Genomic DNA, 24,025 nt, shown 5'->3' with positions numbered 1-24,025 from the left:
CCCCGTTGCGTGCATTGCAATGTCCTCACGAACGCCGTGAAGTCAACGTTTTCTGATCATGAAGGAAAACCCTGCGGGTCTCTTAGCGCCGCGTGACGCGCATGGGGATGCCGCCCTGAGGCTGCGTCGTCAGCCTCTGCACCGGCCAAGGCCTGGTTTGCGGCGTCACGTCGAAACGATAGGTTTTCATCAGCACGCCGAGCGCGATAACCGCCTCCTGCAAGGCGAAGGTCGCGCCGATGCAGACGCGCGGGCCGGCCCCGAAGGGGAGATACTGGAAGCGGTGCAGGCTCTCGCGATTGCCGGGCAGGAACCGCTGCGGCATAAAAGCGCGCGGCCTTTCCCAGTAGAGTGTATGGCGGTGGAGCGTCCAGGGCATGACAAGCACTGAGACGCCCTTGGCGATGTCGATTCGTTCGCCGCTCGGCGACGTCCAGCTGTCCGCCTCGATGGCCGCCCGGTTGATCGATGGTGCCGGGGGATAAAGCCGCATGGATTCCTCGAAGGCGGCGCGCACATGCGGCATATTCTCCAGCCAATCGACCGGGTCGGTGCCATCCCCGATGACGCGGTCGATCTCCGCCTCCATCAGCGCTCGGAATTCCGGCGCATGGGCGATGCAGTAGAACGTCCAGCCGAGCGCGCGGGCCGTGGTCTCGTGGCCGGCACCGATGAAGGTGAGAATATTGTCGGAGATCTCGTCGGCATGCAGGCCTTCCGGTCCTTCCCGCTCCAGAAGGAGGGTCAGGAAATCCTGCGGCACCGTGTCGGGATGGGCGCGCATCTGCCGGCGGCGCTCCTCCATGGTTGCGGCTACCACCGTTCCGAAGCGGCGCATAAGCTTGCCGCTGCCCCAACGCGTGACGCGCGGAACCCAGGGCGGCGCGAGCAGCATGTCCATGGGATCGACACGGCCCATGCTGCCGAGCAGCGTCTCGACATCCCGTGTGAAGCTCTCGGTTTCCGCAGCGATCTGCCCGGAGAACAGCGTCTCCGCGAGGATATCGTAGGTTAGCTCCGTCATGTCGGTGGCGATATCGATCAAACCGTGCCTATCGACCGCGCGATCGTAACGGCTGGCGTAATGCTCGCAGGTCGAGAGCATCTTGTCGGCGAAGCCCTTGGCGTGGCGTGGCGTAAACACCGGCGCCACCGCCTTGCGGGTCCGCTTCCACGTGGCACCTTCGGCCGTCAGCAGGCCATCACGCAGGATCGGCCGCAGGACCAGCCGGCGAACCTCCGACATTTCGTAGTTCGCGACGTTTTCAACGAGGATATAGCGGATCAGGCCGGGATCGTTGACGATCAGGGTATCCTGGTTGACGAACCGCGTCTCGATCCAGGGCAGCGTATAGGACGGCTCGCTCCAGAGCTCGAGCGGGTTTCGCAGGACCGTCCGGAGCACCTCGAACTTGGAGAGGTCCTGCGTGCGCGGAACGGGGGCCGGCGGCTCGAAGGGTCGTGAGATCATATCCATGGGCAGTTCTGACCTTTGACTGCGGGGGCCGGTCTTATGTGTTTCAGAGAAGCGCCTTCAATTCCGTCAGCTTCTCGTTCACCAGCCAACCATAATAGTTTTCCTCCGGCCACTGTGCGGCACCCGATCGGTTCTTCGCTGCAAGCTCTGCTGCGCGCTGGTCGGGATTGCCGATATTGTAGAGCGTCGCCGTGATGCCGGGATTGTCGGAAATATCGACGTCGGCCACCGAACGGTAGACGTCGATGGAATGGCGGATGACGGCCGCCATGTAGGCGAGCGACTGGTCGGGGTCCATGATCGCCTGGTAAACGTCGGCCGCGCTGTTCTCGTCCAGCCGCTCATAGCCGGACACCCGCGCAACGGTGTCGGTCATCATCAGTGCCGTCAGCGGGTTGATCTGACCGAGACCGAAGGTCTGGCCGGCATAGAAGGGCTGGAAAAAGACGGCCGAAAAGCGGTTGTTCGGAAACGAGGTACCCCCGACCGTTTCGCCGCGGAAGTCCTTGTCCCAGACGCCCTCCCGGCAACTCCACAAGGCATAGGAGCCCTTTTTGCCGGCGCAGACCGAAAATTGTGGGCGATCAACGAAGTCGGCGATCGATTCGCCATCATAAGCGAAGCGAAAACTGTTGCCGGCGTAGGCCGCCGCCTTGACGTAGTATGACTGAAGCCGATCATAGGCATCGACATTATAGGTGTGCTCGCCGACGATGGCGCCGACCATGTGGATCGGGTCGATGCCATAAGCGCGCGCGGTGGACTTGATCTTGCCCATCAGCTTGCTGTCGGTTGCCAGAAGCTGGCGAACCTTCTCGTACTTCGCGTCGAACGTCGACTTTCCCGCCTTGGTGCGGCGGACCGAAGCGCCGGGTACTGACGGCTGCTCGGCATTGCGGTTGCCCTCCGGCATGACACGCATCTCTGCTCTCGCCGGCGCGCCCGCGGCAATCAGACCCAAAGCAATCAGGGCGGTGATGAGGGCGAGAGCGGGAACGAGTTTGCGCAAGGCTTCAGTCTCCAGAGGGTGCGGCGGTTCGCTTAGGTGATGCGGCGTAAAGGTGTCGGAATCATGCCATCCGTCATTCCTCCGCCATTCCGCGCCTCCCCGCAACCGCTTCCTCCGCACGCCCAAAACGTGATGAGGAAGCCGACGTCCGCTTCGTCAAAGGATGTAACGCGACAGATCCGTATTGGCCGCGAGGTCGCCGACATGCTTGCGCACATATTCGGCATCGATGTTGAGTTCCTCGCCCGATTTGTCGGGAGCCGCAAACGAGATCTCGTCGAGCACGCGTTCCATGACCGTCTGCAGGCGACGCGCGCCGATGTTTTCGACGCTGGAATTCAGCATGACGGCGACATCCGCCAGCGCGTCGAGCGCATCGTCGGAGAAGTCGAGCGTCACGCCTTCCGTCTCCAGCAGCGCCTTGTACTGGCGGATCAGGCTCGCCTCGGTTTCCGTCAGGATGCGGCGGAAGTCTTCCTTGGTCAGCGCCTTCAGTTCCACCCGGATCGGCAGGCGGCCCTGAAGTTCGGGCAGAAGATCGGATGGCTTCGACACATGGAAAGCGCCGGACGCGATAAAAAGGATGTGGTCCGTCTTCACAGGCCCGTATTTCGTCGCGACCGTCGTGCCTTCGACCAGCGGCAGCAGGTCGCGCTGCACGCCTTCACGGGAAACGCCTGCTCCCATGCCGCCATCGCGAGCGGCGATCTTGTCGATTTCGTCGAGGAAGACGATGCCGTCGTTTTCGGCCGAGCGAACGGCTTCGCGCTGGATCTGCTCGTTGTCGAGCAGCTTGTCGGATTCGTCGTCGATCAGGAGCGCGTAGGACTGCTTGACCGTCGTGCGCACCTTCTTCGTGCGGGCACCCATGGCCTTGCCGAACATTTCCGACAGGTTGAGCACGCCGATATTGGCGCCGGGCATGCCGGGGATCTCGAAGCCGCCGCCGGGGCTCGCCGTGTCTGCGACCTCGATGTCGATTTCCTTGTCGTCCAACTCGTTGTCGCGCAGCTTGCGGCGGAAGCTGTCGCGGGTGGCGGGCGAGGCGGTGCTGCCGACCAGCGCGTCGAGCACACGCTCCTCGGCATTCTGGTGCGCCTTCGCCTTGACCTCGCCGCGCTTCTTCTCGCGCACGAGGCCGATGCCGACCTCGACCAGATCGCGGATGATCTGTTCGACATCGCGCCCGACATAGCCGACTTCGGTGAATTTCGTAGCCTCGACCTTGATGAAGGGGGCGCCTGCGAGCTTGGCGAGGCGCCGCGAAATCTCCGTCTTGCCGACACCGGTCGGTCCGATCATCAGAATGTTCTTCGGCATCACCTCATCGCGCAGCTCGTCGGGAAGCTGCTGGCGGCGCCAGCGGTTGCGAAGGGCGATAGCAACGGCGCGTTTCGCATCGTGCTGGCCGATGATGTAGCGGTCGAGTTCGGAAACGATCTCGCGGGGGGAAAAGGTTGTCATACTGTATCCGTTTCTTCAATCTGGGCATCCAGCGCCATGAGATGGGCCGGACCGTAAAGGCTGTGACGCTGGTCGACGAAGCGGAATCCGGCTTTCTCATAGGCCCGGATCGCGCGGGAATTCTCGGGGTGCGGATCGATGACGATCCGCTTCGTGCCCGTGGCGAAAAGCCGGTCGGCAAGCCTTGCGGCTATCTTCCCGCCATGACCCTTGCCGATGTCATCGGGCAGGCCGATCACCATGTCGAGGCCGAGCGTTCCCACCGGCTGGTCGCGATAGGGATGGTCCGCCTCGCGGTGCGGATCGTAGGTCTGGAGGTAGGCAAGCGGTCGTCCCTCCCATTCGACGATCATCGGCCGCGTCTCTCCCGTTTTCATCGCTTGCGCGACGGCCACGAGCTCGACCTCCGCCGCGCCCCACCATTCGGTGACATGCGGCTCGCCGAGCCACTGCGCCAGCCGCGGAAAATCCTCGTGGCGCAGGGCGCGAAAGACGTAAGGGTCGCCGGGCTCAGGCGGCATCCAGCGTCTCGACGACGATATTGCCGTTCGTATAGACGCAGATATCGCCAGCGATCTCCATGGCGCGACGGGCTATTTCCTCGGCTGTGCGATCCGAATCCATCAGCGCGCGGGCGGCGGCATAGGCGTAGTTGCCACCCGAACCGATGGCGATGGTGCCATGTTCCGGCTCCAGCACGTCGCCATTGCCGGTGATCGCCAGCGTGATCGACTTGTCGGCGACCAGCATCATCGCTTCGAGGTTGCGCAGGTACTTGTTTGTCCGCCAGTCCTTGGCAAGCTCGACGGCTGCCCGCATCAGCTGGTCGGGATACTGTTCCAGCTTGGCTTCGAGCCGCTCGAGAAGCGTGAAGGCATCGGCCGTGGCGCCGGCAAAGCCCGCGATGACCTGGCCCTTGCCGAGCCGGCGCACCTTGCGGGCATTGCCCTTCATCACGGTCTGGCCGAGACTGACCTGACCGTCGCCGGCCATGACCACCTGGCCGCCCTTGCGCACGGTGATGATCGTGGTCGCATGCATGGTTCCGTAGGGGTTATGTTCGCTCATGAACGTCCTGTTGCTTTCCGCTCCCGGCACGGTTCCGGGGCGTTTGAATGCTTGATGTCGCGATCTATGTAAGAATGGCCACGGCGATTGCAAAGGGTGCCGCAAGCACCGTGTGTCCGGCGATCGCAGCCGGATAATCGAAGCTGGATATTTTCCGGCCGGCCTGATATCAGGCGACTTTCACAGACTGGAGTTCCCGATGGCAGAGGCAGAAGGCCGCAGCGGCAGCATATCCCGCAAGACCAACGAGACGTCCGTCTCCGTGTCCGTCGCAATCGACGGCACCGGGACCTCGACCATCTCGACGGGCGTCGGCTTCTTCGACCATATGCTCGACCAGCTGTCGCGCCATTCGCTGATCGACATGACAATCGAGGCGAAGGGCGATCTGCATGTGGACGATCACCACACCGTCGAGGACACCGGTATCGCCGTCGGTCAGGCCATCGCGAAGGCGCTCGGCGACCGGCGCGGCATTACGCGCTACGCGTCGATTGACCTTGCCATGGACGAGACGATGACGCGGGCGGCGGTGGACGTTTCCGGGCGTCCTTTCCTCGTCTGGAACGTTGCCTTCTCCTCGCCGAAGATCGGAACGTTCGACACGGAGCTGGTGCGGGAGTTCTTCCACGCGCTGGCGCAGAATGCCGGTATCACGCTGCATATCCAGAACATCTACGGCGCGAACAACCATCATATCGCCGAAACATGCTTCAAGGCGGTCGCCCGCGTGCTGCGCACGGCAACAGAGATCGACCCCCGCCAGGCCGGCCGCATTCCTTCCACCAAGGGAACACTGGCTTAAGGCCGGACTTTTCCGCAGCGTGGACGCCGGGCAGGCGTGGTCTCGGCCACGTCGAGACACGTCTTCCTGAAAGAGAAGACCTTATCTGTTGAGAGCAGGCTGCCTATGACACCGTTTCTGGTTTATCTCCCGCCCGGTGCGCGGCCCGACAGCGCGGATGCGGTTTTCGTTGCCGACCGTTTCGCCTGGCCTGCCTTCGTTTTTCCCGCCTTCTGGCTTCTCTTCAAGCGCCAATGGGCCTCCGGCATCGCCGTCTTCATCCTTCAGAGCGCGATGACGGCGTCCGGCGGACTGGCCGGTGCCGGGCTTGCCGCCATTCTGATCGAACTGGCGCTGCGGCTTCTCGTGGCGCTGGAAGGGCCGACCTATCTCGCGCATCGGCTGGAAAAACGCGGGTTTGCGCTTGCAGCCGTCGTGCCTGCGCCGGATCTGAAAACGGCCGAGGCTATGTATGGCGCGACGCTCCACGATCTCGCCACCGATCCCGCCCCGCCTCTGCCGCGTTTTGGCCTTGGCCTGAACGAGGTCAGGACCATCGACCCTGCCAATCCGGGCTTCGGCCTGTTCGACACCTACGGGAGCCGCTGATGCGCGTTGCGATCATCGATTACGGATCCGGGAACCTTCGTTCCGCCACCAAGGCCTTCGAGCGCGCCGCCCGCGAGGCCGGCATCGATGCCGAGATCGACCTGACCGACAAGGCGGACCGCGTGGCGAGTGCCGACCGGATCGTGCTGCCGGGCGTTGGCGCCTATGCCGATTGTCGGGCCGGTCTTTCCGCCGTTGACGGCATGAGCGAAGCCATCATCGAAGGTGTCGAGAAGGCCGGCAAGCCGTTCCTCGGCATCTGCGTCGGCATGCAGCTGATGGCCTCGCGCGGGCTGGAGAAGGCGACGACGCAGGGTTTCGGCTGGATCAAGGGCGACGTCATCGAGATGAAGCCGGCGGATAGCACCTTGAAAATTCCGCAGATCGGGTGGAACACGCTGACGCTCAACCGGCCGCATGCACTGTTTACCGGTATTCCGACCGGGTCGGATGGATTGCACGCCTATTTCGTGCATTCCTATCATCTTGCGACCGAAAACCCCGACGACCTCGTCGCGACCACGACCTATGGCGAACCCGTGACCGCCTTCGTCGCCCATGAGAACAAGGCAGGCGCTCAGTTCCATCCGGAAAAGAGCCAGACGCTCGGCCTCGCCCTGTTGACCAATTTCCTGCGCTGGAAGCCCTGATATGATCCTTTTTCCCGCGATCGACCTTAAAGACGGCGCTTGCGTGCGCCTGAAGCTCGGCGACATGGCAGAGGCCACAGTCTACAATCCGGATCCCGGAGCGCAGGCAAAAGCCTTTCAGGATCAAGGCTTCGAATGGCTGCACGTGGTCGATTTGAATGGCGCTTTTGCCGGCGAGACGGTCAACGGTGCAGCCGTCGAGGCGATCCTCCGATCGACCACTAACCCGGTCCAGCTCGGCGGCGGCATCCGCACGCTTGGCGATATCGAAAGCTGGCTCGCCAGAGGTCTCGCCCGCGTCATTCTCGGCACCGTTGCGGTGCGCGATCCGGCACTCGTGAAAGAGGCCTGCCGGCTGTTTCCGGGCAAGGTGGCCGTTGGTATCGATGCGAAGGGCGGCAAGGTCGCCGTCGAGGGCTGGGCGGAGGCGTCCGAACTCGGCGTGATCGAACTTGCGGAGCGCTTCGAGGGCGCCGGTGTCGCAGCCATCATCTATACCGATATCGATCGCGACGGCATTCTCGCCGGGATCAACTGGGCCGGCACGCTGGCGCTCGCCGATGCGGTCGCCATTCCCGTTATTGCGTCAGGTGGCCTTGCCTCCATGGAGGACATCCATCGCCTCGCGGCACCAGACATGGCCAAGCTCGAAGGCGCGATTTCCGGGCGGGCGCTCTATGACGGGCGGATCGACCCGGCCGAGGCGCTTGCCGTTCTCAACCGTGCAAGAGGACGCGCAGCATGACCCTCAAGGCCCGCGTTATACCCTGCCTCGACGTCAAGGACGGGCGTGTCGTCAAGGGCGTCAGCTTCGTCGATCTGATCGACGCCGGCGACCCGGTCGAATCGGCCAAGGCCTATGACGCCGCCGGTGCCGACGAGCTTTGCTTCCTCGACATCACCGCCTCGTCGGACGGACGCGATACGATTTTCGATGTGGTGGAGCGCACCGCCGAACATTGCTTCATGCCGCTCACCGTTGGGGGCGGCGTGCGCAGCGTCGGCGATATCCGCCGGCTGCTGCTCGCCGGCGCAGACAAGGTGTCGATCAATTCGGCTGCCGTGCGCGATCCCGACTTCGTGGCGCAGGCGGCCGACAAGTTCGGCAACCAGTGCATCGTCGTTTCGATCGACGCCAAGCGGCGGGTAACGCCGGGGGTGGAGGGCACCAGCGCCTGGGAGATCTTCACCCATGGCGGGCGAACGGCAACCGGCATCGACGCGGTGGATTTCGCAGCCCGCATGGTCGAGCGGGGCGCGGGCGAACTGCTCGTCACCTCGATGGATCGTGACGGCAGCAAGATCGGCTACGACCTCGAACTGACCCGTGCCATCGCCGACCGCGTAACGGTTCCCGTTATCGCCTCGGGCGGCGTCGGCACGCTCGATCACATGGTGGAAGGCATTCGCGATGGCCATGCGACCGCTGTCCTCGCCGCCTCGATCTTCCATTTCGGCACTTATAGCATCGGCGAAGCCAAGCGCTACATGGCGGAACGCGGCATTCCGATGCGGCTCGACGGCTCGGCGCAGGGGGAGAGCGTGCTGTGACCACCCGGTTTTCTCTTTCCGATCTTGAAGCCATCGTCGCGGAGCGGGCAAAGGCCTCGCCCGAGACATCGTGGACCGCCAAACTCGTTGAAAAGGGACAGGCACGCGCTGCCAAGAAGCTTGGCGAAGAGGCCGTGGAAGCGGTCATCGCCGCTGTCTCCGGCGATCGTCGGGAGCTTGTTTCCGAGAGTGCAGACCTCCTTTATCACCTGCTGGTGGTATTGAAAATTGCCGACGTTCCGTTACAGGAGGTTCTGGAGGAGCTTGAAGGGCGCACTGTCCGGTCAGGCCTGGAGGAGAAGGCGAGCCGAAAGACGTGACCATCGCGGCGCAGAACAGGGGGGAAGCGGATATGCCGGACGATCTCGGCAGGCGAGACTATTCCCCGTACCATTTCTTCTCGGCCGAGGCATGGTCGCAGTTTCGCGCCGACACGCCGTTGACGCTGACCGCCGACGAAGTTCGCCGGCTTCGCTCGCTGAACGACCCGATCGACCTCGATGAGGTGCGGCGGATCTATCTGTCGCTGTCGCGCCTCTTGTCCACCCATGTCGAGGCGTCGCAGATCCTCTACGAGCAGCGCAAGCGCTTCCTGACGATCTCGGACGAGACGAAGACGCCGTTCGTGATCGGCATCGCCGGCTCGGTCGCGGTCGGCAAATCGACCACGGCCCGTATTCTGGCCGAGCTTCTGTCGCGCTGGCCATCGAGCCCCAAGGTCGATCTGGTGACGACGGACGGGTTTCTCTACCCGAACGCCGTGCTGATGCGCGAGAACATCATGAACCGGAAGGGTTTTCCGGAAAGCTACGATATCGGCGCGCTGCTGCGCTTTCTCTCGGCCATCAAGGCCGGGCAGCCGAACGTGCAGGCGCCGAGCTATTCCCACCTCGTCTACGACGTGCTGCCCGACCAGTTTCAAGTGGTGGACCGGCCGGATATCCTGATCTTCGAGGGCATCAACGTGCTGCAATCACGCGACCTGCCCGAAGACGGCAAGATCGTGCCGATGGTGTCCGACTTCTTCGACTTCTCGATCTATATCGATGCCGACGAAAACCTGATCCATTCCTGGTATGTCGATCGCTTCATGCGGCTGCGCCAGACGGCCTTCAAGAACCCGGAATCCTTCTTCAAGCGCTATGCGCAGGTGAGTGAGGAAGAGGCGTTGGGGATTGCCGAAGGGCTCTGGCAGAACACCAACCTGAAGAACCTGCGCCGCAATATCCTGCCGACCCGGCCGCGGGCAGATCTCATCCTGCAAAAGGGTAACGACCATCTCGTCCAGACGGTCGCGCTTCGCAAGCTGTAAGCCCTATAAGAGCCCGGCGTCCCGGAGCCAGTCTTCCAGCGGAGCGAGCGAGGGGTGTGCCAGCGCTTGGCGCAGATAGGCGAAGGTGCGTGGCATGTGCTTCATATAGCCGGGCTTGCCATCCCGCTGCATCAGCCGCACCCAGATGCCGACCAGCTTGCAATTGCGCTGCGCTGCCATCAGGTGGAAATGCTCAAGGAAAGAGACATCGTTGAACGGGCCGAGGCGGTGCCGCTCGGCGATGTAGGCAGCGAGAATCACGCGACCCAGGTCCGGCGCGATGGTGACGCGGGCATCCTGAACCAGCGAGGCCACGTCATAGGCCGTCGGGCCGATCATCGCATCCTGAAAATCGATCAGAGCCACGCGGTCGATGCCGGTCCTGCCCTCGCGCCAGAGGATGTTGGGCGAATGGACATCGCGCAGGAGTAGGTGCTTCTCGCCGCGATCCGACAGGTCGATCAGCCGGTCCCAGACGGCAGCGTAGCTTTCATGCTCTATCGGGGTTGCCGGCGTGCCGCGATGATGCGGCAGAAACCAGTCGAGGAGAAGCCGCGTCTCGATCTTGATTGCGGCCCGGTCGAAGGGAGGGACGATATGGACCTGTCCTTTGGACATTGGCAGCCGGTCTTCCGGCGTTTGGCTGTGCAGCCGGGCGAGCAGGCGTGCCGTTTCGACGTAACGTTCCGCAATGGGTGCACCGTCCGCATCGAGGATGCCTTCGGCCCCGAGATCTTCGAGAAGCAGAATGCCGGCCTCGATATCCCGCGCGACGATCTCGGGCGCGCCAATGCCCTGCTTGCGCAGATAGAAATCGATCGCGACGAAAGCGCCGACATCCTCGGCGATATGGGCGATCTGCTGATAGTATTTGCCGTCTTCGAGGATCGGTCCCGGAACGGTGCGGGGCGCATCCATCAGGATCAGGTCCGGCTTTTCAGCCCGGCGAATGCGCTCATAGCCGCGCACGGAGGCATCGCCGTTCAAGTGGCGACGCGCGGCGCCCCGGTTGCCGTGACCGTCAAGAAACGCGCGGATCGCAAGGCTGCGCCGGATGCGCGACAGGATCGGCTCGCTGCCGGAAAAGATAGCCATGCGGCCATCGCCATCCTGCTCCAGCGTCAGGACGACGCTTTGCCGCGGCAGGTAGCCTTCCGCCCGTTCGGGCCATTCGATCAGGCAGATGCCGTTTGCCGAGAGTTCATCGAGGCCGAGTTCCAGCACCTCGTTCGCATCGCCCAGCCGGTAGAGATCGAAATGGGAGACGGGGATGCGCAGGTCGTAGGACTGGACCAGCGTGAAGGTCGGGCTCGGCACCTCCAGAAAGGGATCGTCGGCCATAGACCGAATCAGTGCCCGGGCGAGCGTCGATTTTCCGGCACCCAGATCGCCCGAAAGGGCGACGGTGTCGCCAGCCCTGAGCGCGAGCGCCAGATCTTCGCCAAGCGTCATGGTGGCGGCTTCGTCCGGCAGCGGCAGGCGGAGCATCTCGATCATTCCGCCGCTTCGGCCTTTGGCAGCGCGCCCGAGGGAATGCGGCAGACGACCTCCGTCCCCTCGCCTTCGCGCGTGACGATGCGGACCTTGCCGTGGTGCAGGGTGATGAAGCTGTCCACGATGGAGAGGCCGAGGCCGGCACCGCCGCGCTGGCCGTGGCTTTCGAAGCGATGGAAGACGCTTTCGAGCACATCCTTCGGAATGCCGGGGCCGTGATCGCTGACGGTAAAGACGAAATCGTTGCCTTCGCGGGCGCAGGACAGGCCGACGACGCTGCCTTCCGGCGCGAAATTGGCGGCATTGGTCAGGAGCTTGATGAAGATCTGCTTCAGCCGCTGATGATCGGCAACGAAAGTGCCGAGCATATCCGGCGTATCGATGCGCAAGGTGACGGCGCTTTCCTGCAGGCGATCGGCCATCTGCTGGGCCACCTCATCCAGGAAATCGGTGAGGTTGATCTCGCTGAGGTCGAGCTCGACGATGCCGGCATCGACGGTGGCGAGATCGAGGATGTCGTTGACGATGGTCAGCAGCAGCGACGAAGAGGTGGAGATGTGGTCGACATATTCCGCCTGGCGCGTTGAAAGTTCGCCGAAGGCGGGCGTCTTCAGGAGGTCGGCGAAGCCGATGATGTTGGTGAGCGGCGAGCGCAACTCGTAGGAGACGTGCTGGACGAAGTCGTTCTTCAGCGAATCCGCCATCCGCAGCGCCTCGTTCTTCTCCGTCAGCGCGCGCTCGACGCGAACGCTGTCCGTCATATCGACGAAGGTCAGCATGGTCTGCGCATTGGGCAGGGGAATGATGGCGAAGTCGAGGATGAGACCGGTGCGCAGCTCCAGCATGCCACGGCTGGACGGCCGCTCATCCTCGAAGCTGGTAATGGCATGGGCGAACTGCTTCCAGCCATCCGGCTGATCGTAGGACACGGCGCAAGCCTGCTCGATGGCACGGATGTGCGTGCCCGGCGCAACCTCCGTTTCGGTCACGCCCCAGAGCGCCCGAAAGGCCGGGTTCGAGAGCTTGATGCGCCCGTCCGGGCCGAACACGGCAACGCCTTCGGAGAGATGATCGATGGTTTCGCCCTGAACCTGAACCAGCGTGTTGTAGCGGGTTTCCAGGTCTACCCGCTCGGTGAGGTTCTCGAAAACCCAGGTGGCCCCGCCCTGTGGGCGGGCCGTGGCGAAGACGCGAAGGGTCTGCCCGTTCGGCAGATGCCACATATCCGTCTGGGTTTCGATCGCCTGATAGACCGAGAGGGCCTGTTCCTTCCACTGCTTCCAGCTGAGCTGCTCGGGGAGCCGGCCGCTTTCGCGCAGCTGGTCGAAGATCTCGCCATTGCCGGGACGGCGAGCGAGAAAGGCCGTGTCGAGGTTCCACAGGGTCTGGAAGGCCTGATTGTAGAATTGCAGACGCTGCGAGCCGTCGAAGGTGGCAACGGCCGTCGCCAGATGATCCAGCGTTTCGGCATGGCTCTTCAGCGTGCGCGAAAGCTCCTCGCGGACCGCCTCGATGGCACTCACATCGAGCGCGATGCCGGCCGTGCCATAGGTCGTCTTCGCATCGACGACGTCGAAGAAGGTGCGCTGGCCGCGCACGACGGTCGAGATCTTGTCGCGGAAGGGGGAATCATAGGTTGAAATGGCCTTGGCTTTTTCACGTGAAACGGTCGCCAGCAACTCGCGGCCTTCCTGGACGACCACATCGGCGCTCGGCGCCTCCACGGCATCGCGATAGGCTTCGTTGACCCAGGTAATCTGCCCGTCGCGACCGCGTTGCCAGACCGGCATGTCCACGGCGTTCAACAGCGTCTGGAGGCTGGCGAGATCGCCGCGCAGGCGGTCGCGCTCCAGCGTCAGCTCCGCCAGTTCCTCACGCAGATTGTTGAGCGCGACGAAACGCACGAAAGCCCGGCCGCCGGATACGCGCCCCTGTGCTTCCAGAATTTCATTGCGGCTGGTCTGAACGACGAGGTCGAAGCTTTCGGCATAGGTGCGCAGCCGGTCGATGGCATGCTCAAGTTCGCTGGCGGATGTCGCCTTGATCCAGCGACCGAAGGCCAGAAAGTCCCGGTCGTCCTGCGGCGCTCCGGTTTCCGGCGGCAGCTGGCCCAGGAACTCCGGCTTTTCGGCCGGGCCGTCCCAGACGACGATGCTGCGGTTCTTGTCGGAAATCAGGGCCTGAAAGCGCGAGATGCTCTGACGGGCATCTGCAAGCGCCGTCTTCAGGTCGCGATTGTCGGTCTCGACCGTGCTGCGCTGGCGAATGACCCAGACGGCGGAGATCATGGCCGCGGCAATGGCGCCGGTCAGGAGTGAGAAGGTGATGATTTCGGAGGAGTGGAAGACGCTGGCAACGCCTTCGGCTGCCATGGCCTCGCCGGAGAGGAGCCCCAATGCGGAGCTTGCTGCCAGCCGACGAACAGCCAGGGACAGGCGATTGCAGCGTGGAACGGAGGCGGTATCGGGAGCAGCGGATGTCGTGGGAGAATGGTGTAGCTGCACCCGGGCGGAAACCATGCCGGACTCTATCGGATCCGCATCCGCTCTTCCCGCGTTCCAAAAAGCTTTCGTCATCGCGTGCCTGTCCCCGTTGCACGTCGTCCCAACGATCTTCCACCAAATGGCATCGACCGACAGGGCGCACGTCCGCCGTCTCCAGCGGTCTCTAGGTACGGCCGCTTGGACGAATATCGTCTTTCTCCGGATGGTTACGCGCTTATGCTTGCCCGCCGCTTGCGGCGCGTCGCGTCCCGTCCTGAAAATCAACGCTTTTTTTGACCCGGTCCGCGTCAGTGCCGCATCTTCGTCCCGAATCGATACAGGCAGCATACCCACTCCCCCCGTAAGCGGGAAGCGCTCAGACGAAAAAGAGGCCGCACGCTGTCAAGCGCACGGCCTCTTATCATCTGTGGATGAGCGTATGATCCGTTTTAATAGCGGTAGTGATCCGCCTTGAACGGGCCTTGCTGGGTTACGCCGATATAGGAAGCCTGCTCTTCGGAAAGAGTGGTCAGCTTCACGCCGAGCTTGGCGAGGTGCAGGCGCGCGACCTTTTCGTCGAGGTGCTTCGGCAGGATGTGGACGCCGGCTTCGTACTGTTCGCCCTTGGTGAAAAGCTCGATCTGGGCCAGAACCTGATTGGTGAACGAGGCCGACATGACGAAGGACGGGTGACCGGTCGCGTTGCCAAGGTTCAGCAGACGGCCTTCCGACAGAAGGATCATCCGGTTGCCCTTGGGGAACTCGATGAGATCGACCTGCGGCTTGACGTTGTTCCACTTCAGGTTCCGAAGCGCAGAAACCTGGATCTCGTTGTCGAAGTGGCCGATATTGCCGACGATCGCCATGTCCTTCATCTCGCGCATATGCTCGATGCGGATGACGTCCTTGTTGCCGGTCGTGGTGATGAAGATATCGGCGCTGGCGACGACGTCTTCGAGCTGCACGACTTCAAAGCCGTCCATGGCGGCCTGCAGGGCGCAGATCGGATCGACTTCCGTGACCTTGACGCGTGCGCCGGCACCCGACAGCGAGGCTGCCGAACCCTTGCCCACATCGCCGTAACCGCAGACGACGGCAACCTTGCCGGCCATCATTACGTCGGTGCCGCGGCGGATGCCGTCGACCAGCGATTCCTTGCAGCCGTACTTGTTGTCGAACTTCGATTTGGTGACGCTGTCGTTGACGTTGATCGCCGGGAAGGGCAGCAGGCCCTTGGCGTGCAGCTGGTACAGGCGGTTGACGCCGGTCGTCGTTTCCTCGGTGACGCCCTGGATCGCGTCGCGCTGCTTGGTGAAGAAACCCGGCGTTTCAGCCAGACGCTTCTTGATCTGCGCGAACAGAATCTCTTCTTCTTCCGAGCCCGGGTTCGACAGCACGTCTTCACCGGCTTCGGCACGCGCACCGAGCAGGATGTACATGGTGGCATCGCCGCCATCGTCGAGGATCATGTTGGAGACGCCACCGTCGGTCCACTGGAAGATCTTATCGGTGTAGGTCCAGTATTCCGTCAGCGTCTCGCCCTTGACGGCATAGACCGGAATACCGGCGGCAGCGATGGCCGCAGCAGCATGGTCCTGCGTCGAGAAGATGTTGCACGACGCCCAGCGGACGTCTGCACCGAGCGCAACCAGCGTCTCGATGAGGACGGCGGTCTGGATCGTCATGTGCAGCGAGCCGGTGATGCGAGCGCCCTTCAGCGGCTTCGACGTGCCGAATTCCTCGCGCGAGGCCATCAGGCCTGGCATTTCGGTTTCGGCGATGGTGATTTCCTTGCGGCCGAAGTCGGCCAGGCCGATATCGGCTACCAGATAGTCGTTGGTCGTGCTCATGAAGCTCTCCGCTAAAGGCGCGCCGGGTCGAAAGCTTCAAGCTCCGGGACCGCTGGCGAGCGTGATCTCTTTTCCCGGGCACAGCCAGGGCGCGATCTTCCTCTAGCAGGAAAGCGGATCGCAGGCAACACACACATAAAGACGTCTTTATATGTTTATATGCCTACATTTCCTCGCCGAAACGGTCTTTGACCAGTGCGTCGAGTGCTTCCAGCGCTTCTTCGGCCTGATTGCCGCTTGCGGTGACGGAGATCGAGCTGCCCGTGCTGGCAGCAAGCATCATCAGGCCCATGATCGAGAGCCCGCCGACGGTCATGCCGTCCTTCGTCACATGGATGTCGGCATCATAGGCCTCCACCGTCTGCACGAACTTGGCGGAGGCACGCGCATGGAGACCGCGCTTGTTGATGATCTGGAGGTCCCGCGACAGTGTCATGAAGGAATGCGTCCGTTATTTGCCGCTGAGAACGCGGCTGGCGACGTTGATGTATTTGCGCCCGGCCTCGGATGCCTCGACCAGCGCCTTGTCCATGTCGCTCTCGCCACGCACGCCGGCCAGCTTGATCAGCATGGGCAGGTTGACGCCGGCGATGACCTCGACAGTACCGCTCTGCATGACGGAGATGGCGAGGTTGGACGGCGTACCGCCGAACATGTCGGTGAGAATGATGACACCGCTGCCCTCGTTGGCGGCGATGACGGCCGTGAGGATATCCTGACGCCTCTGGTCCATGTCGTCTTCGGGTCCGATACAGACGGTCTCGATGAACTTCTGCGGCCCCACGACGTGTTCGAGCGCATGACGAAACTCTTCAGCCAGCTTGCCGTGCGTGACAAGCACAAGTCCGATCATGTGTCTTTGCTCCAACTGCCTTTTCCCTTCGGCGGACGATAGCCATGCCATGCCGCAATGCAACAATTTCATTCCACCTTGGGGCGGTCATCTTGGCGAGGAAATGCCGGAGTGCAAGTCAAAAATCCTAAAACACGGATCACATGAGCAAAAACTGTGCAGACTGCGACATTCAAAGGGTCGAAAAACGGCTGAGTGCATCCAGTGGGTCAAGGCCCGGGAGAAGCGGAAGCCGGAGCAAAGGGAGCGCGACGGGGCCGGCTTCCCACATCTCGAGCTCGGGTGCGACGCGCATATCGAACGGTGGGGCGACAGGCAACACGGCATAGGACATGACGGCGGCCATGACGGTTCGAACCGGGATCGGCCCGACACCGCGCAACTCGACGAGGCCCGCTATGGTTGCCGGAGCGCGGGCGACGAGACGACCGCTCCGCAGGCTGACCATGACCTGATCGTCGGAGACGAGCGCCGCATTCCAGCCGCGACGGGCAGCGGAGGAGAGGCAGGCAAGGGCGGCGCTGGTCTTGCCCGTGCCGGAAGGGCCGACGAAGAGATAGCCGAGCGTGCCAAGGACGATGGCCGTCGCATGGATATTGCGGGGCGCGGCCTGGTCACCGGCTGCAAGGCCGTTCTCCGCTACGTTTTGTCTCAGGCTCACGCCGCCTCGCCAACGGGCAGCGACAGGATGAAGCGCGCGCCGGTGATCGCACCCTGCGCATCCGTCATGTTTTCGGCCCGCAACGTGCCGCCATGCGCTTCGGCGATCTGCCGCGAGATCGACAGGCCAAGGCCGGAATTCTGTCCGAAATCCTCGCCATCCGGCCGGTCGGTGTAGAAACGTTCGAAAATGCGGTCGATATCCTCCGCTTGGATTCCTGGACCGTTGTCCTCGACATAGACGATGCAGCGCGTGCGGTTGCGCGTCAGCCGCACGATGATGTGGCCACCCTCTTCCGGCACGAAGGACCGGGCGTTCTCGATCAGGTTGGTGATGATCTGCCCGATGCGCAGTTCATAGCCGCTAACATCGAAACGGGCCTTGGGGTTGTCCTTACGCTCCACGACGAAGTTGAGCAGCACCGTCTTCTTCTTGTTGCGCACCTGCCGCGAGATATCGACGAGGTCGCCCAGCAGCTTTTCGAGATCGACCCCGCGCGCATCGCTGCGGGCAAGCTCTGCATCCAGGCGCGAAGCGTCGGAGATATCGCTGATCAGCCGGTCGAGCCGGCGCACGTCGTGCTGGATGACGTCCATCAGCCGCTTCTTGGAGTCGTCGGTGCGGGCAAGAGGCAGGGTCTCGACGGCACTGCGCAGCGAGGTCAGCGGGTTCTTGAGTTCGTGGCTCACATCGGCCGCGAAATTCTCGATGGCCGCGATGCGGTCGTAGAGCGCGCCGGTCATGTCCCGCAGCGCCACGGAGAGGTTGCCGATCTCGTCCTGACGGGAGGAAAAGTCGGGGATCTCCTGCCGCTCCTTGGCGCCGCCGCGCCGCACGCGGATGGCGGCCGCCGACAGGCGGCGCAGCGGATTGGCGATCGTGCTTGACAGGAGAAGCGACAGGATGACGTTGACGAGGGCGGCGACCCCGAACACCCGGATAATCGCCAGCCGCTCGGCATGGACGATCTTGTCGATATCGCCAGCCTGTGTTGATAGCAGGAGCACGCCGAGCACGGCCCGGAACCGCTGGACGGGAACGGCGACGGAGACGATCAGCTCACCCTGTTCCGTGACCCGCACCACGGCGCCGCGCACGCCCGTGAGCGCATTCATGACTTCCGGATAGATCGACCCATTGCCGCCCGGCGGCTCCTTGTAGAGGGGCAGGTTGCCCGGCTGGAGCATGCGATTGTACCAGGTGTTGAGCTTGCCGGTCAGCGTCTCGTTTTCAGGCTCGATGGGCGGCAGGTCGAACCGCAGCACCTGACCCCCGGTATAGAGATGGCGGCTATCGAGCAGCAGGTCGGCATCGGCATCGAAAAGACGGGCGCGGGTGCGCGTGGGCGAAATCAGCCGGCGCAGCACGGGCGCGACACGCTCCTGCGTGATCGGGAATTCGAGATCCTCGTCCCGCGGCAGCGGCGTGATGCTCTGCCCGGCCTGAAGTTCGAGCAGCTTTTCCGGGTCGATGGTGATGGAGTTCGTATCGACCGAGGCGGAGGCGGCGATGGCGCCGGCGATGATCTCGCCCTGCGTCAACAGGCTCTCGACGCGCGCATCGATCAGTCCTTCGCGGAACTGGTTGAGATACATGATGCCGCCGACGAGAACGACGAGCGCCACCAGATTGAAGAACAGGATGCGGCGCGTGAGGCTGGAAAAGACCGCATTGCCGAAGATGCGGCGGATCAGCGTGAAGGGATGCGCCCAGCGTCGGCCGGAGCGATAGGCTCCGTCCGCTTCCTCGATCGCCGCATGCCTCGTTATATCAGCCACGTCGGACGCTCAGCCTCTCCCGCTCGTCTGGATGTTCAGGGCCTCAGGCCGATTCGCGGAACCGGTAACCGACGCCGTAAAGGGTTTCGATCATATCGAAGTCGTTGTCGACCATCTTGAACTTCTTGCGCAGCCGCTTGATGTGGCTGTCGATGGTGCGGTCGTCCACATAGACCTGCTCGTCATAGGCGGCATCCATCAGCGAATCGCGGCTTTTCACGACGCCGGGCCTCTGGGCGAGCGAATGCAGGATCAGGAACTCGGTCACCGTCAGCGTCACCGGCTCGTTCTTCCAAGTGCAGGTATGGCGTTCCTGGTCCATCGACAGCTGGCCGCGTTCCAGAGAACGGGCCTGGATATCGTCCTTCATCTTCTGCAGTCCCGCGGGACCGGCAGCCGCTGCGGCCTCCCGGTTGGCGGAGCGGCGCAGGATCGCCTTGACGCGCTCGACCAGCAGACGCTGTGAGAACGGCTTGGTGATGAAGTCGTCCGCGCCCATCTTCAGCCCGAAGAGCTCGTCGATTTCCTCGTCCTTCGAGGTCAGGAAGATGACGGGAATATCCGACTTTTGTCGCAGACGGCGCAGGAGTTCCATCCCGTCCATGCGCGGCATCTTGATATCGAAGATCGCGAGCTGGGGCGGCCGGGCCAGAAGCCCATCGAGCGCTGAGGCGCCATCCGTGTAGGTCTCGACCTTGTAGCCTTCGGCTTCCAGCGCGATCGAGACCGATGTCAGGATGTTCCGGTCGTCATCGACAAGTGCAATGGTCTGCATCGTATTCCGCTCCATCATATCTTCGCGCCTTCTCTCCTCGGTCCTATTTCCGGCAGGAAATGGGACATCATCGATAGAGGGCGGCCCGGATAGACAGGCCTCGATACGGAGATCTGCCAGGGCCGGCGCGCGTTCATGAGTATAAAGGTGGAACAAATTGTGGCGAAGCGAAAACGTCATCGGGAAGCACAATCGTGGATGAATGGTCTAGCACCAGCCTTCTGGAAACTTTTCAATTGCGAATTTAAAACGATTGAACATTGAACAATTTCCTTTAAATCGATTAATATATTGAATTTATTGTATTTTTTTCGATGTTATCTTGCATTTTCTGTAACTCCGGCTAATGTCGGGCCATCGATACAACGCAGGGGAGCAGCGCTCATGGAAGAATTTGGCATTCGCAATCCGGATCTCGGAATCGCTGCACTCGGTTTTGAAGACCTTGTCGCCGTCCGTTACAACCTGACACCGGCAGAGCTTTACGAGGAATCGTTGCGGCTTGGCGAAGCGCAGGTGACAGCAGACGGCGCGCTTCGTGCGCTCACCGGCCAGCACACGGGTCGCTCCGCCAAGGACAAATTCGTCGTTCGCGATGCGACGACGACCGAGCAGATCTGGTGGGACAACAACAAGGAAATGTCGCCCGCGCACTTCGAAACGTTATGCAACGATATGCTCGACCATGCCCGTGGCCGTTCGCTCTATGTGCAGGACCTGATTGGCGGTGCTGACAGCGACAACGCCCTGCCGACCCGCGTCATCACCGAGTTCGCCTGGCACTCCCTCTTCATCCGCAACCTCCTGATCCGCCCGGATCGCGCGAGCCTGACGACGTTCGCGCCGAAGCTGACGATCATCGACCTGCCGCATTTCCGCGCCGATCCCGCCCGTCACGGCTGCCGGACGGAAACCGTCATCGCCTGCGATCTCGTCAACGGCCTCGTGTTGATCGGCGGCACGTCCTATGCCGGCGAAATGAAGAAGTCGGTCTTCACCGCGCTCAACTACCTGCTGCCGGAAAAGGGCGTCATGCCGATGCACTGCTCGGCAAATGTTGGCCCGGACGGTGATTCCGCCGTGTTCTTCGGCCTGTCTGGCACGGGCAAGACCACGCTGTCGGCCGACCCGAAGCGCACGCTGATCGGCGATGACGAACATGGCTGGGGCAAGGACGGCATCTTCAACTTCGAAGGCGGCTGCTATGCCAAGACGATCCGTCTTTCGGCCGAAGCCGAGCCGGAGATCTTCGCGACAACGAAGCGTTTCGGTACCGTGCTCGAGAACGTCATCCTGGACGAGAACCGTGTTCCGGACTTCGATGACGGCTCGCTGACCGAGAACACCCGCTGCGCCTATCCGCTGGACTTCATTCCCAATGCCAGCGCAACGGGCACGGCCGGTCATCCCAAGACGATCATCATGCTGACGGCGGATGCCTTCGGCGTCATGCCGCCGATCGCCAAACTGACCGCCGACCAGGCCATGTACCACTTCCTCTCCGGCTACACCGCCAAGGTTGCCGGCACGGAAAAAGGCGTGACCGAACCGGAAGCCACTTTCTCGACCTGCTTCGGGGCACCCTTCATGCCGCGACATCCGAGCGAATACGGCAACCTGCTGCGTGCGCTCATCGCCGAGCACGGTGTTACCTGCTGGCTCGTCAACACCGGCTGGACCGGTGGCGCCTACGGCACGGGCCGTCGCATGCCCATCAAGGCGACACGGGCTCTGCTCGCCGCAGCGCTCGACGGTTCGCTGGCCGCGACCGAATTCCGCACCGATGCCAATTTCGGCTTCGCGGTTCCGGTCGAAGTCGCCGGCATCGAGGGTGGCATTCTCGATCCGCGCTCGACCTGGGCGGACGGTGCCGCCTATGACGCGCAGGCTACCAAGCTCGCCAACATGTTCGTGGCGAACTTCGCCAAGTTCGAAAGCCACGTCGATGGCGGCGTCCGCGATGCGGCACCGGGACTGGCCATCGCTGCGGAGTAAGCCTCAGGCGGAAACGCTTCATCGAGGATTTCACGTGAAACTCGGCGCTGCCATCAGCGCCGGGTTTTTTCGTTCAGCCTATCTTTTTCTCTTCACGCAATTCCAAGACAGCTGTGCAATTTTGCTGGAATTGCTCTATTTGCAAAGCGCGCCAAGCTGGAATAAACAGGGAACGAAAGGCGACGGCATGGCAAGCGACCCCCTCTATATCAACGACCGGATCGTCATTGCCGGCTGGGAACTGAGCGAGCAGTTCGTGCTGGCAGGCGGCCCCGGCGGGCAGAACGTCAACAAAGTCGCGACCGCCGTCCAGCTGTTTTTCAATATCGCGGCATCCCCTTCCCTGCCCGAGCGCATCCGCGACATCGCCATCGGCCTTGCCGGTCGCAGGGTCTCGAAAGAGGGCGTGCTGATGATCGAGGCGAGCCGCTTCCGCAGCCAGGACCGCAACCGCGAGGACGCGCGCGAGCGGCTGAAGGCGCTGATCTTGAAAGCCGCCGAACCGCCCCCGCCGCCCCGCCGCAAGACCAAGCCGACCCGAGGCTCGGTGGAGCGCCGCCTGAAAGCGAAGAGCGGGCGGGGGGAAGTCAAGAAAATGCGCGGACGCCCGGATGGCGAGTAGATGACCGTGATCGCCGAACCCTTCCGGCAAAAGACGGATATGTCCATAAAACCGGCGTCCGTTGCGTTCGGAATCCGGCAAAGAATCCTGCCATGATCGGCTGGCAGCAACGCGAACAGGAGGAGGCCATGCTGGTCCTGCCGAAAGGCTTCCGCCATATTCCCGGCTTTCTCGATCGCAATCGGCAGGAGGCCCTTGTCGAGGAGATCAGGGCCGTCGTTGCCGCAGCCCCGCTCTATCGCCCGGCCATGCCAAAGACCGGCAAGGAGCTGTCGGTGCGGATGACGAACTGCGGCGCGCTCGGCTGGGTCACGGATAAGGCCTTGGGGTACCGCTATCAACCTCAGCATCCCGTAAGCCAGGAACCATGGCCCGCCATTCCACAAAGCCTGCTTGATCTCTGGCAGACGGTTGCCGGTGCATCCAAGCCGCCGCAGGCCTGTCTCGTCAATTTCTATGCGGAAACCGCACGGATGGGGCTGCATCAGGACAAGGACGAGCAGGATCTGCAGACACCTGTCGTCTCGGTGTCGCTCGGCGATGCCTGCCTGTTTCGGGTCGGCGGTCGCGAGCGCAACGACCGGACAGTCTCCTTCAAGCTGTCAAGCGGCGACATCGTCGTTCTTGGCGGCGAAAGCCGGCTCGCCTTTCATGGCGTCGACCGGATCTTCCCCGCGACATCAACGCTTCTCAAAAATGGTGGCCGTATCAATCTGACGCTTCGGCGCGTTATGCCTTGAGAACGGTTCGAGGACATGGCACCTGCAAGGTTTCCGTTTTGAACCCGGCGGCATGACGGACATGATGCAAAGTTCGGATGACAAATCGAGGCCCGAATTCGGGAAGGGGCGACATGCTTATTGAGAATGCCATGGTGCTCGCCGCAGGACTCGGTACGCGACTGCGCCCCATCACGGACACGATGCCGAAGCCGCTGGTGCCGATTGCCGGCAAGCCGATGATCGACCATGTGCTCGACCTTCTGGTTGCGGCCGGCATCAAGACGGCTGCCGTCAACGTGCACCATTTTGCCGACCGCATGGAAGCGCATCTCCATGCCCGCCCGGCGCCGGCGATCCGGATATCCGACGAGCGCGCGGCCCTGATGAATTCGGGCGGAGGCCTCGCCAAGGGGCTCGGCATTCTCGACCCCGGCCCCGTGCTGGTCATGAATGCCGACCTTTTCTGGATCGGCGAGCCGGAAGGACGCAGCAATCTCGCCCACCTTGCCGAGGCCTTCGATCCCGCCCGCATGGACATGCTGCTGCTGTGCGTCGATCTCGACCGGACGACCGGGCATGACGGCAAGAAGGATTTCTCCCTTCAGGCGGACGGGCAGCTGGTGCGCTACGCCGAAGGAATGCCGCAACCCGTCGTTTATGCCGGCGCCATCGCCATGATGAGCACGCTGTTTGCCGATGCCCCGAAGGACGCCTTCAATCTCAACATCTATTTCGACAAGGCCATCGCTGCCGGCCGCCTGTACGGCCTGATGCTCGAAGGCGAATGGATTACCGTGGGAACGCCGGATGCGATCGGCAAGGCCGAAGCGCAGTTTGCACGGCTGGCGGAACGCGCCTGAGGGAAGAG

General features: G+C 62.6%; 24 protein-coding genes. 11 read left to right on the top strand and 13 right to left on the bottom strand.

From position 1 onward, the window contains the following. Positions 1–82 precede the first annotated feature (82 nt). From GA0004734_RS03300 to hslV, 5 genes are all read right to left on the bottom strand, one after another. Positions 83–1,477: a cytochrome P450 gene (locus GA0004734_RS03300; RefSeq protein WP_092931177.1), complete on the bottom strand. Its 1,395-nt coding sequence runs from the start codon at positions 1,475–1,477 to the stop codon at positions 83–85. Between the two features lie 43 nt (positions 1,478–1,520). Further along, positions 1,521–2,486 (bottom strand): DUF1402 family protein, encoded by a 966-nt coding sequence (locus GA0004734_RS03295; protein WP_245292325.1) that lies wholly within the window; start codon positions 2,484–2,486, stop codon positions 1,521–1,523. A 156-nt stretch (positions 2,487–2,642) separates the two neighbouring features. Further along, positions 2,643–3,950, bottom strand: coding sequence for an ATP-dependent protease ATPase subunit HslU (hslU, locus tag GA0004734_RS03290; RefSeq protein ID WP_092931175.1), 1,308 nt, complete (start codon positions 3,948–3,950; stop codon positions 2,643–2,645). Beyond that, complete coding sequence (locus GA0004734_RS03285) at positions 3,947–4,471, bottom strand: GNAT family N-acetyltransferase (protein WP_092931173.1); 525 nt, start codon at positions 4,469–4,471, stop codon at positions 3,947–3,949. The genes hslU and GA0004734_RS03285 overlap by 4 nt, the downstream gene beginning before the upstream one ends. Continuing rightward, entirely contained in the window at positions 4,461–5,018 is a 558-nt protein-coding gene (hslV, locus tag GA0004734_RS03280; protein ID WP_092931171.1) for an ATP-dependent protease subunit HslV, read from the bottom strand. Before hslV ends, GA0004734_RS03285 begins: the two co-directional genes overlap by 11 nt. Before the next feature lie 199 nt (positions 5,019–5,217). Here hslV and hisB point away from each other — a divergent pair, with 199 nt between their 5' ends. From hisB to coaA, 7 genes are all read left to right on the top strand, one after another. Next, positions 5,218–5,823 carry an imidazoleglycerol-phosphate dehydratase HisB gene (gene hisB, locus GA0004734_RS03275; RefSeq protein ID WP_092931169.1) on the top strand — a complete coding sequence of 202 codons (606 nt, stop codon included), beginning with the start codon at positions 5,218–5,220 and terminating at the stop codon, positions 5,821–5,823. Positions 5,824–5,928: 105 nt separating this feature from the next. Then, positions 5,929–6,411 carry a DUF2628 domain-containing protein gene (locus GA0004734_RS03270; protein WP_092931167.1) on the top strand — a complete coding sequence of 161 codons (483 nt, stop codon included), beginning with the start codon at positions 5,929–5,931 and terminating at the stop codon, positions 6,409–6,411. Next, positions 6,411–7,061, top strand: a complete 651-nt coding sequence (gene hisH / locus GA0004734_RS03265; RefSeq protein WP_092931165.1) for an imidazole glycerol phosphate synthase subunit HisH — start codon at positions 6,411–6,413, stop codon at positions 7,059–7,061. Before GA0004734_RS03270 ends, hisH begins: the two co-directional genes overlap by 1 nt. A 1-nt stretch (position 7,062) precedes the next feature. Further along, a complete protein-coding gene (gene hisA, locus GA0004734_RS03260) occupies positions 7,063–7,806 on the top strand; it encodes a 1-(5-phosphoribosyl)-5-[(5-phosphoribosylamino)methylideneamino]imidazole-4-carboxamide isomerase (protein ID WP_092931163.1) in 744 nt (247 codons plus the stop codon). After that, positions 7,803–8,612 (top strand): imidazole glycerol phosphate synthase subunit HisF, encoded by an 810-nt coding sequence (gene hisF, locus GA0004734_RS03255; RefSeq protein ID WP_092931161.1) that lies wholly within the window; start codon positions 7,803–7,805, stop codon positions 8,610–8,612. The genes hisA and hisF overlap by 4 nt, the downstream gene beginning before the upstream one ends. Further along, positions 8,609–8,932, top strand: a complete 324-nt coding sequence (locus GA0004734_RS03250) for a phosphoribosyl-ATP diphosphatase (RefSeq protein WP_092931159.1) — start codon at positions 8,609–8,611, stop codon at positions 8,930–8,932. The genes hisF and GA0004734_RS03250 overlap by 4 nt, the downstream gene beginning before the upstream one ends. Positions 8,933–8,964: 32 nt before the next feature. Then, positions 8,965–9,924 carry a type I pantothenate kinase gene (gene coaA, locus GA0004734_RS03245; RefSeq protein WP_175386202.1) on the top strand — a complete coding sequence of 320 codons (960 nt, stop codon included), beginning with the start codon at positions 8,965–8,967 and terminating at the stop codon, positions 9,922–9,924. A 3-nt stretch (positions 9,925–9,927) separates the two neighbouring features. Here the strand turns inward: coaA and tsaE are convergent, their stop codons facing one another. The 8 genes from tsaE to GA0004734_RS03205 all read right to left on the bottom strand — a co-directional run bounded on the left by tsaE (position 9,928) and on the right by GA0004734_RS03205 (position 19,818). Then, positions 9,928–11,421 (bottom strand): tRNA (adenosine(37)-N6)-threonylcarbamoyltransferase complex ATPase subunit type 1 TsaE, encoded by a 1,494-nt coding sequence (tsaE, locus tag GA0004734_RS03240; RefSeq protein WP_175386200.1) that lies wholly within the window; start codon positions 11,419–11,421, stop codon positions 9,928–9,930. After that, complete coding sequence (locus GA0004734_RS03235; RefSeq protein WP_245292324.1) at positions 11,418–13,994, bottom strand: PAS domain-containing sensor histidine kinase; 2,577 nt, start codon at positions 13,992–13,994, stop codon at positions 11,418–11,420. The genes tsaE and GA0004734_RS03235 overlap by 4 nt, the downstream gene beginning before the upstream one ends. A gap of 356 nt (positions 13,995–14,350) precedes the next feature. Then, positions 14,351–15,751 (bottom strand): adenosylhomocysteinase, encoded by a 1,401-nt coding sequence (gene ahcY, locus GA0004734_RS03230; protein WP_092931155.1) that lies wholly within the window; start codon positions 15,749–15,751, stop codon positions 14,351–14,353. A gap of 163 nt (positions 15,752–15,914) precedes the next feature. Continuing rightward, entirely contained in the window at positions 15,915–16,187 is a 273-nt protein-coding gene (locus tag GA0004734_RS03225; protein ID WP_092931153.1) for an HPr family phosphocarrier protein, read from the bottom strand. A 15-nt stretch (positions 16,188–16,202) separates the two neighbouring features. Next, on the bottom strand, positions 16,203–16,604 hold the full coding sequence (locus GA0004734_RS03220) for a PTS sugar transporter subunit IIA (RefSeq protein ID WP_092931151.1): 402 nt from the start codon (positions 16,602–16,604) through the stop codon (positions 16,203–16,205). Between the two features lie 172 nt (positions 16,605–16,776). Beyond that, entirely contained in the window at positions 16,777–17,259 is a 483-nt protein-coding gene (locus GA0004734_RS03215; protein ID WP_092935843.1) for an HPr kinase/phosphorylase, read from the bottom strand. Between the two features lie 2 nt (positions 17,260–17,261). Next, positions 17,262–19,016, bottom strand: coding sequence for a sensor histidine kinase (locus GA0004734_RS03210; RefSeq protein WP_245292473.1), 1,755 nt, complete (start codon positions 19,014–19,016; stop codon positions 17,262–17,264). 70 nt (positions 19,017–19,086) lie between these two features. After that, on the bottom strand, positions 19,087–19,818 hold the full coding sequence (locus tag GA0004734_RS03205; protein WP_092935839.1) for a response regulator transcription factor: 732 nt from the start codon (positions 19,816–19,818) through the stop codon (positions 19,087–19,089). Positions 19,819–20,202: 384 nt separating this feature from the next. Between GA0004734_RS03205 and GA0004734_RS03200 the strand changes: the two genes are divergently transcribed. The 4 genes from GA0004734_RS03200 to GA0004734_RS03185 all read left to right on the top strand — a co-directional run bounded on the left by GA0004734_RS03200 (position 20,203) and on the right by GA0004734_RS03185 (position 24,017). Beyond that, on the top strand, positions 20,203–21,813 hold the full coding sequence (locus tag GA0004734_RS03200) for a phosphoenolpyruvate carboxykinase (RefSeq protein WP_092931149.1): 1,611 nt from the start codon (positions 20,203–20,205) through the stop codon (positions 21,811–21,813). A gap of 187 nt (positions 21,814–22,000) precedes the next feature. Next, a complete protein-coding gene (gene arfB, locus GA0004734_RS03195; RefSeq protein ID WP_092935837.1) occupies positions 22,001–22,435 on the top strand; it encodes an alternative ribosome rescue aminoacyl-tRNA hydrolase ArfB in 435 nt (144 codons plus the stop codon). 128 nt (positions 22,436–22,563) lie between these two features. After that, positions 22,564–23,175, top strand: coding sequence for an alpha-ketoglutarate-dependent dioxygenase AlkB family protein (locus GA0004734_RS03190; protein WP_092935835.1), 612 nt, complete (start codon positions 22,564–22,566; stop codon positions 23,173–23,175). Positions 23,176–23,288: 113 nt separating this feature from the next. Next, entirely contained in the window at positions 23,289–24,017 is a 729-nt protein-coding gene (locus GA0004734_RS03185; RefSeq protein WP_092931147.1) for a nucleotidyltransferase family protein, read from the top strand. Positions 24,018–24,025: the final 8 nt, after the last annotated feature.

Source organism: Rhizobium sp. 9140, from assembly GCF_900067135.1.
In the GTDB taxonomy this organism is placed as follows: domain Bacteria; phylum Pseudomonadota; class Alphaproteobacteria; order Rhizobiales; family Rhizobiaceae; genus Ferranicluibacter.
This window is presented reverse-complemented; position numbering and strand designations above follow the sequence as displayed.

What these genes read in the sequence shown, in the direction of transcription:
- hslV (WP_092931171.1), bottom strand. Translation starts at nt 5,018, where the DNA reads ATGAGCGAACATAACCCCTACGGAACCATGCATGCGACCACGATCATC.
- GA0004734_RS03185 (WP_092931147.1), top strand. Translation starts at nt 23,289, where the DNA reads ATGCTTATTGAGAATGCCATGGTGCTCGCCGCAGGACTCGGTACGCGA.
- GA0004734_RS03225 (WP_092931153.1), bottom strand. Translation starts at nt 16,187, where the DNA reads ATGACACTGTCGCGGGACCTCCAGATCATCAACAAGCGCGGTCTCCAT.
- GA0004734_RS03285 (WP_092931173.1), bottom strand. Translation starts at nt 4,471, where the DNA reads ATGCCGCCTGAGCCCGGCGACCCTTACGTCTTTCGCGCCCTGCGCCAC.
- GA0004734_RS03300 (WP_092931177.1), bottom strand. Translation starts at nt 1,477, where the DNA reads ATGGATATGATCTCACGACCCTTCGAGCCGCCGGCCCCCGTTCCGCGC.
- hisH (WP_092931165.1), top strand. Translation starts at nt 6,411, where the DNA reads ATGCGCGTTGCGATCATCGATTACGGATCCGGGAACCTTCGTTCCGCC.
- hisB (WP_092931169.1), top strand. Translation starts at nt 5,218, where the DNA reads ATGGCAGAGGCAGAAGGCCGCAGCGGCAGCATATCCCGCAAGACCAAC.
- GA0004734_RS03205 (WP_092935839.1), bottom strand. Translation starts at nt 19,818, where the DNA reads ATGCAGACCATTGCACTTGTCGATGACGACCGGAACATCCTGACATCG.
- GA0004734_RS03200 (WP_092931149.1), top strand. Translation starts at nt 20,203, where the DNA reads ATGGAAGAATTTGGCATTCGCAATCCGGATCTCGGAATCGCTGCACTC.
- arfB (WP_092935837.1), top strand. Translation starts at nt 22,001, where the DNA reads ATGGCAAGCGACCCCCTCTATATCAACGACCGGATCGTCATTGCCGGC.
- hisA (WP_092931163.1), top strand. Translation starts at nt 7,063, where the DNA reads ATGATCCTTTTTCCCGCGATCGACCTTAAAGACGGCGCTTGCGTGCGC.
- GA0004734_RS03235 (WP_245292324.1), bottom strand. Translation starts at nt 13,994, where the DNA reads ATGACGAAAGCTTTTTGGAACGCGGGAAGAGCGGATGCGGATCCGATA.
- hisF (WP_092931161.1), top strand. Translation starts at nt 7,803, where the DNA reads ATGACCCTCAAGGCCCGCGTTATACCCTGCCTCGACGTCAAGGACGGG.
- GA0004734_RS03270 (WP_092931167.1), top strand. Translation starts at nt 5,929, where the DNA reads ATGACACCGTTTCTGGTTTATCTCCCGCCCGGTGCGCGGCCCGACAGC.
- coaA (WP_175386202.1), top strand. Translation starts at nt 8,965, where the DNA reads ATGCCGGACGATCTCGGCAGGCGAGACTATTCCCCGTACCATTTCTTC.
- GA0004734_RS03220 (WP_092931151.1), bottom strand. Translation starts at nt 16,604, where the DNA reads ATGATCGGACTTGTGCTTGTCACGCACGGCAAGCTGGCTGAAGAGTTT.
- GA0004734_RS03190 (WP_092935835.1), top strand. Translation starts at nt 22,564, where the DNA reads ATGCTGGTCCTGCCGAAAGGCTTCCGCCATATTCCCGGCTTTCTCGAT.
- ahcY (WP_092931155.1), bottom strand. Translation starts at nt 15,751, where the DNA reads ATGAGCACGACCAACGACTATCTGGTAGCCGATATCGGCCTGGCCGAC.
- hslU (WP_092931175.1), bottom strand. Translation starts at nt 3,950, where the DNA reads ATGACAACCTTTTCCCCCCGCGAGATCGTTTCCGAACTCGACCGCTAC.
- tsaE (WP_175386200.1), bottom strand. Translation starts at nt 11,421, where the DNA reads ATGATCGAGATGCTCCGCCTGCCGCTGCCGGACGAAGCCGCCACCATG.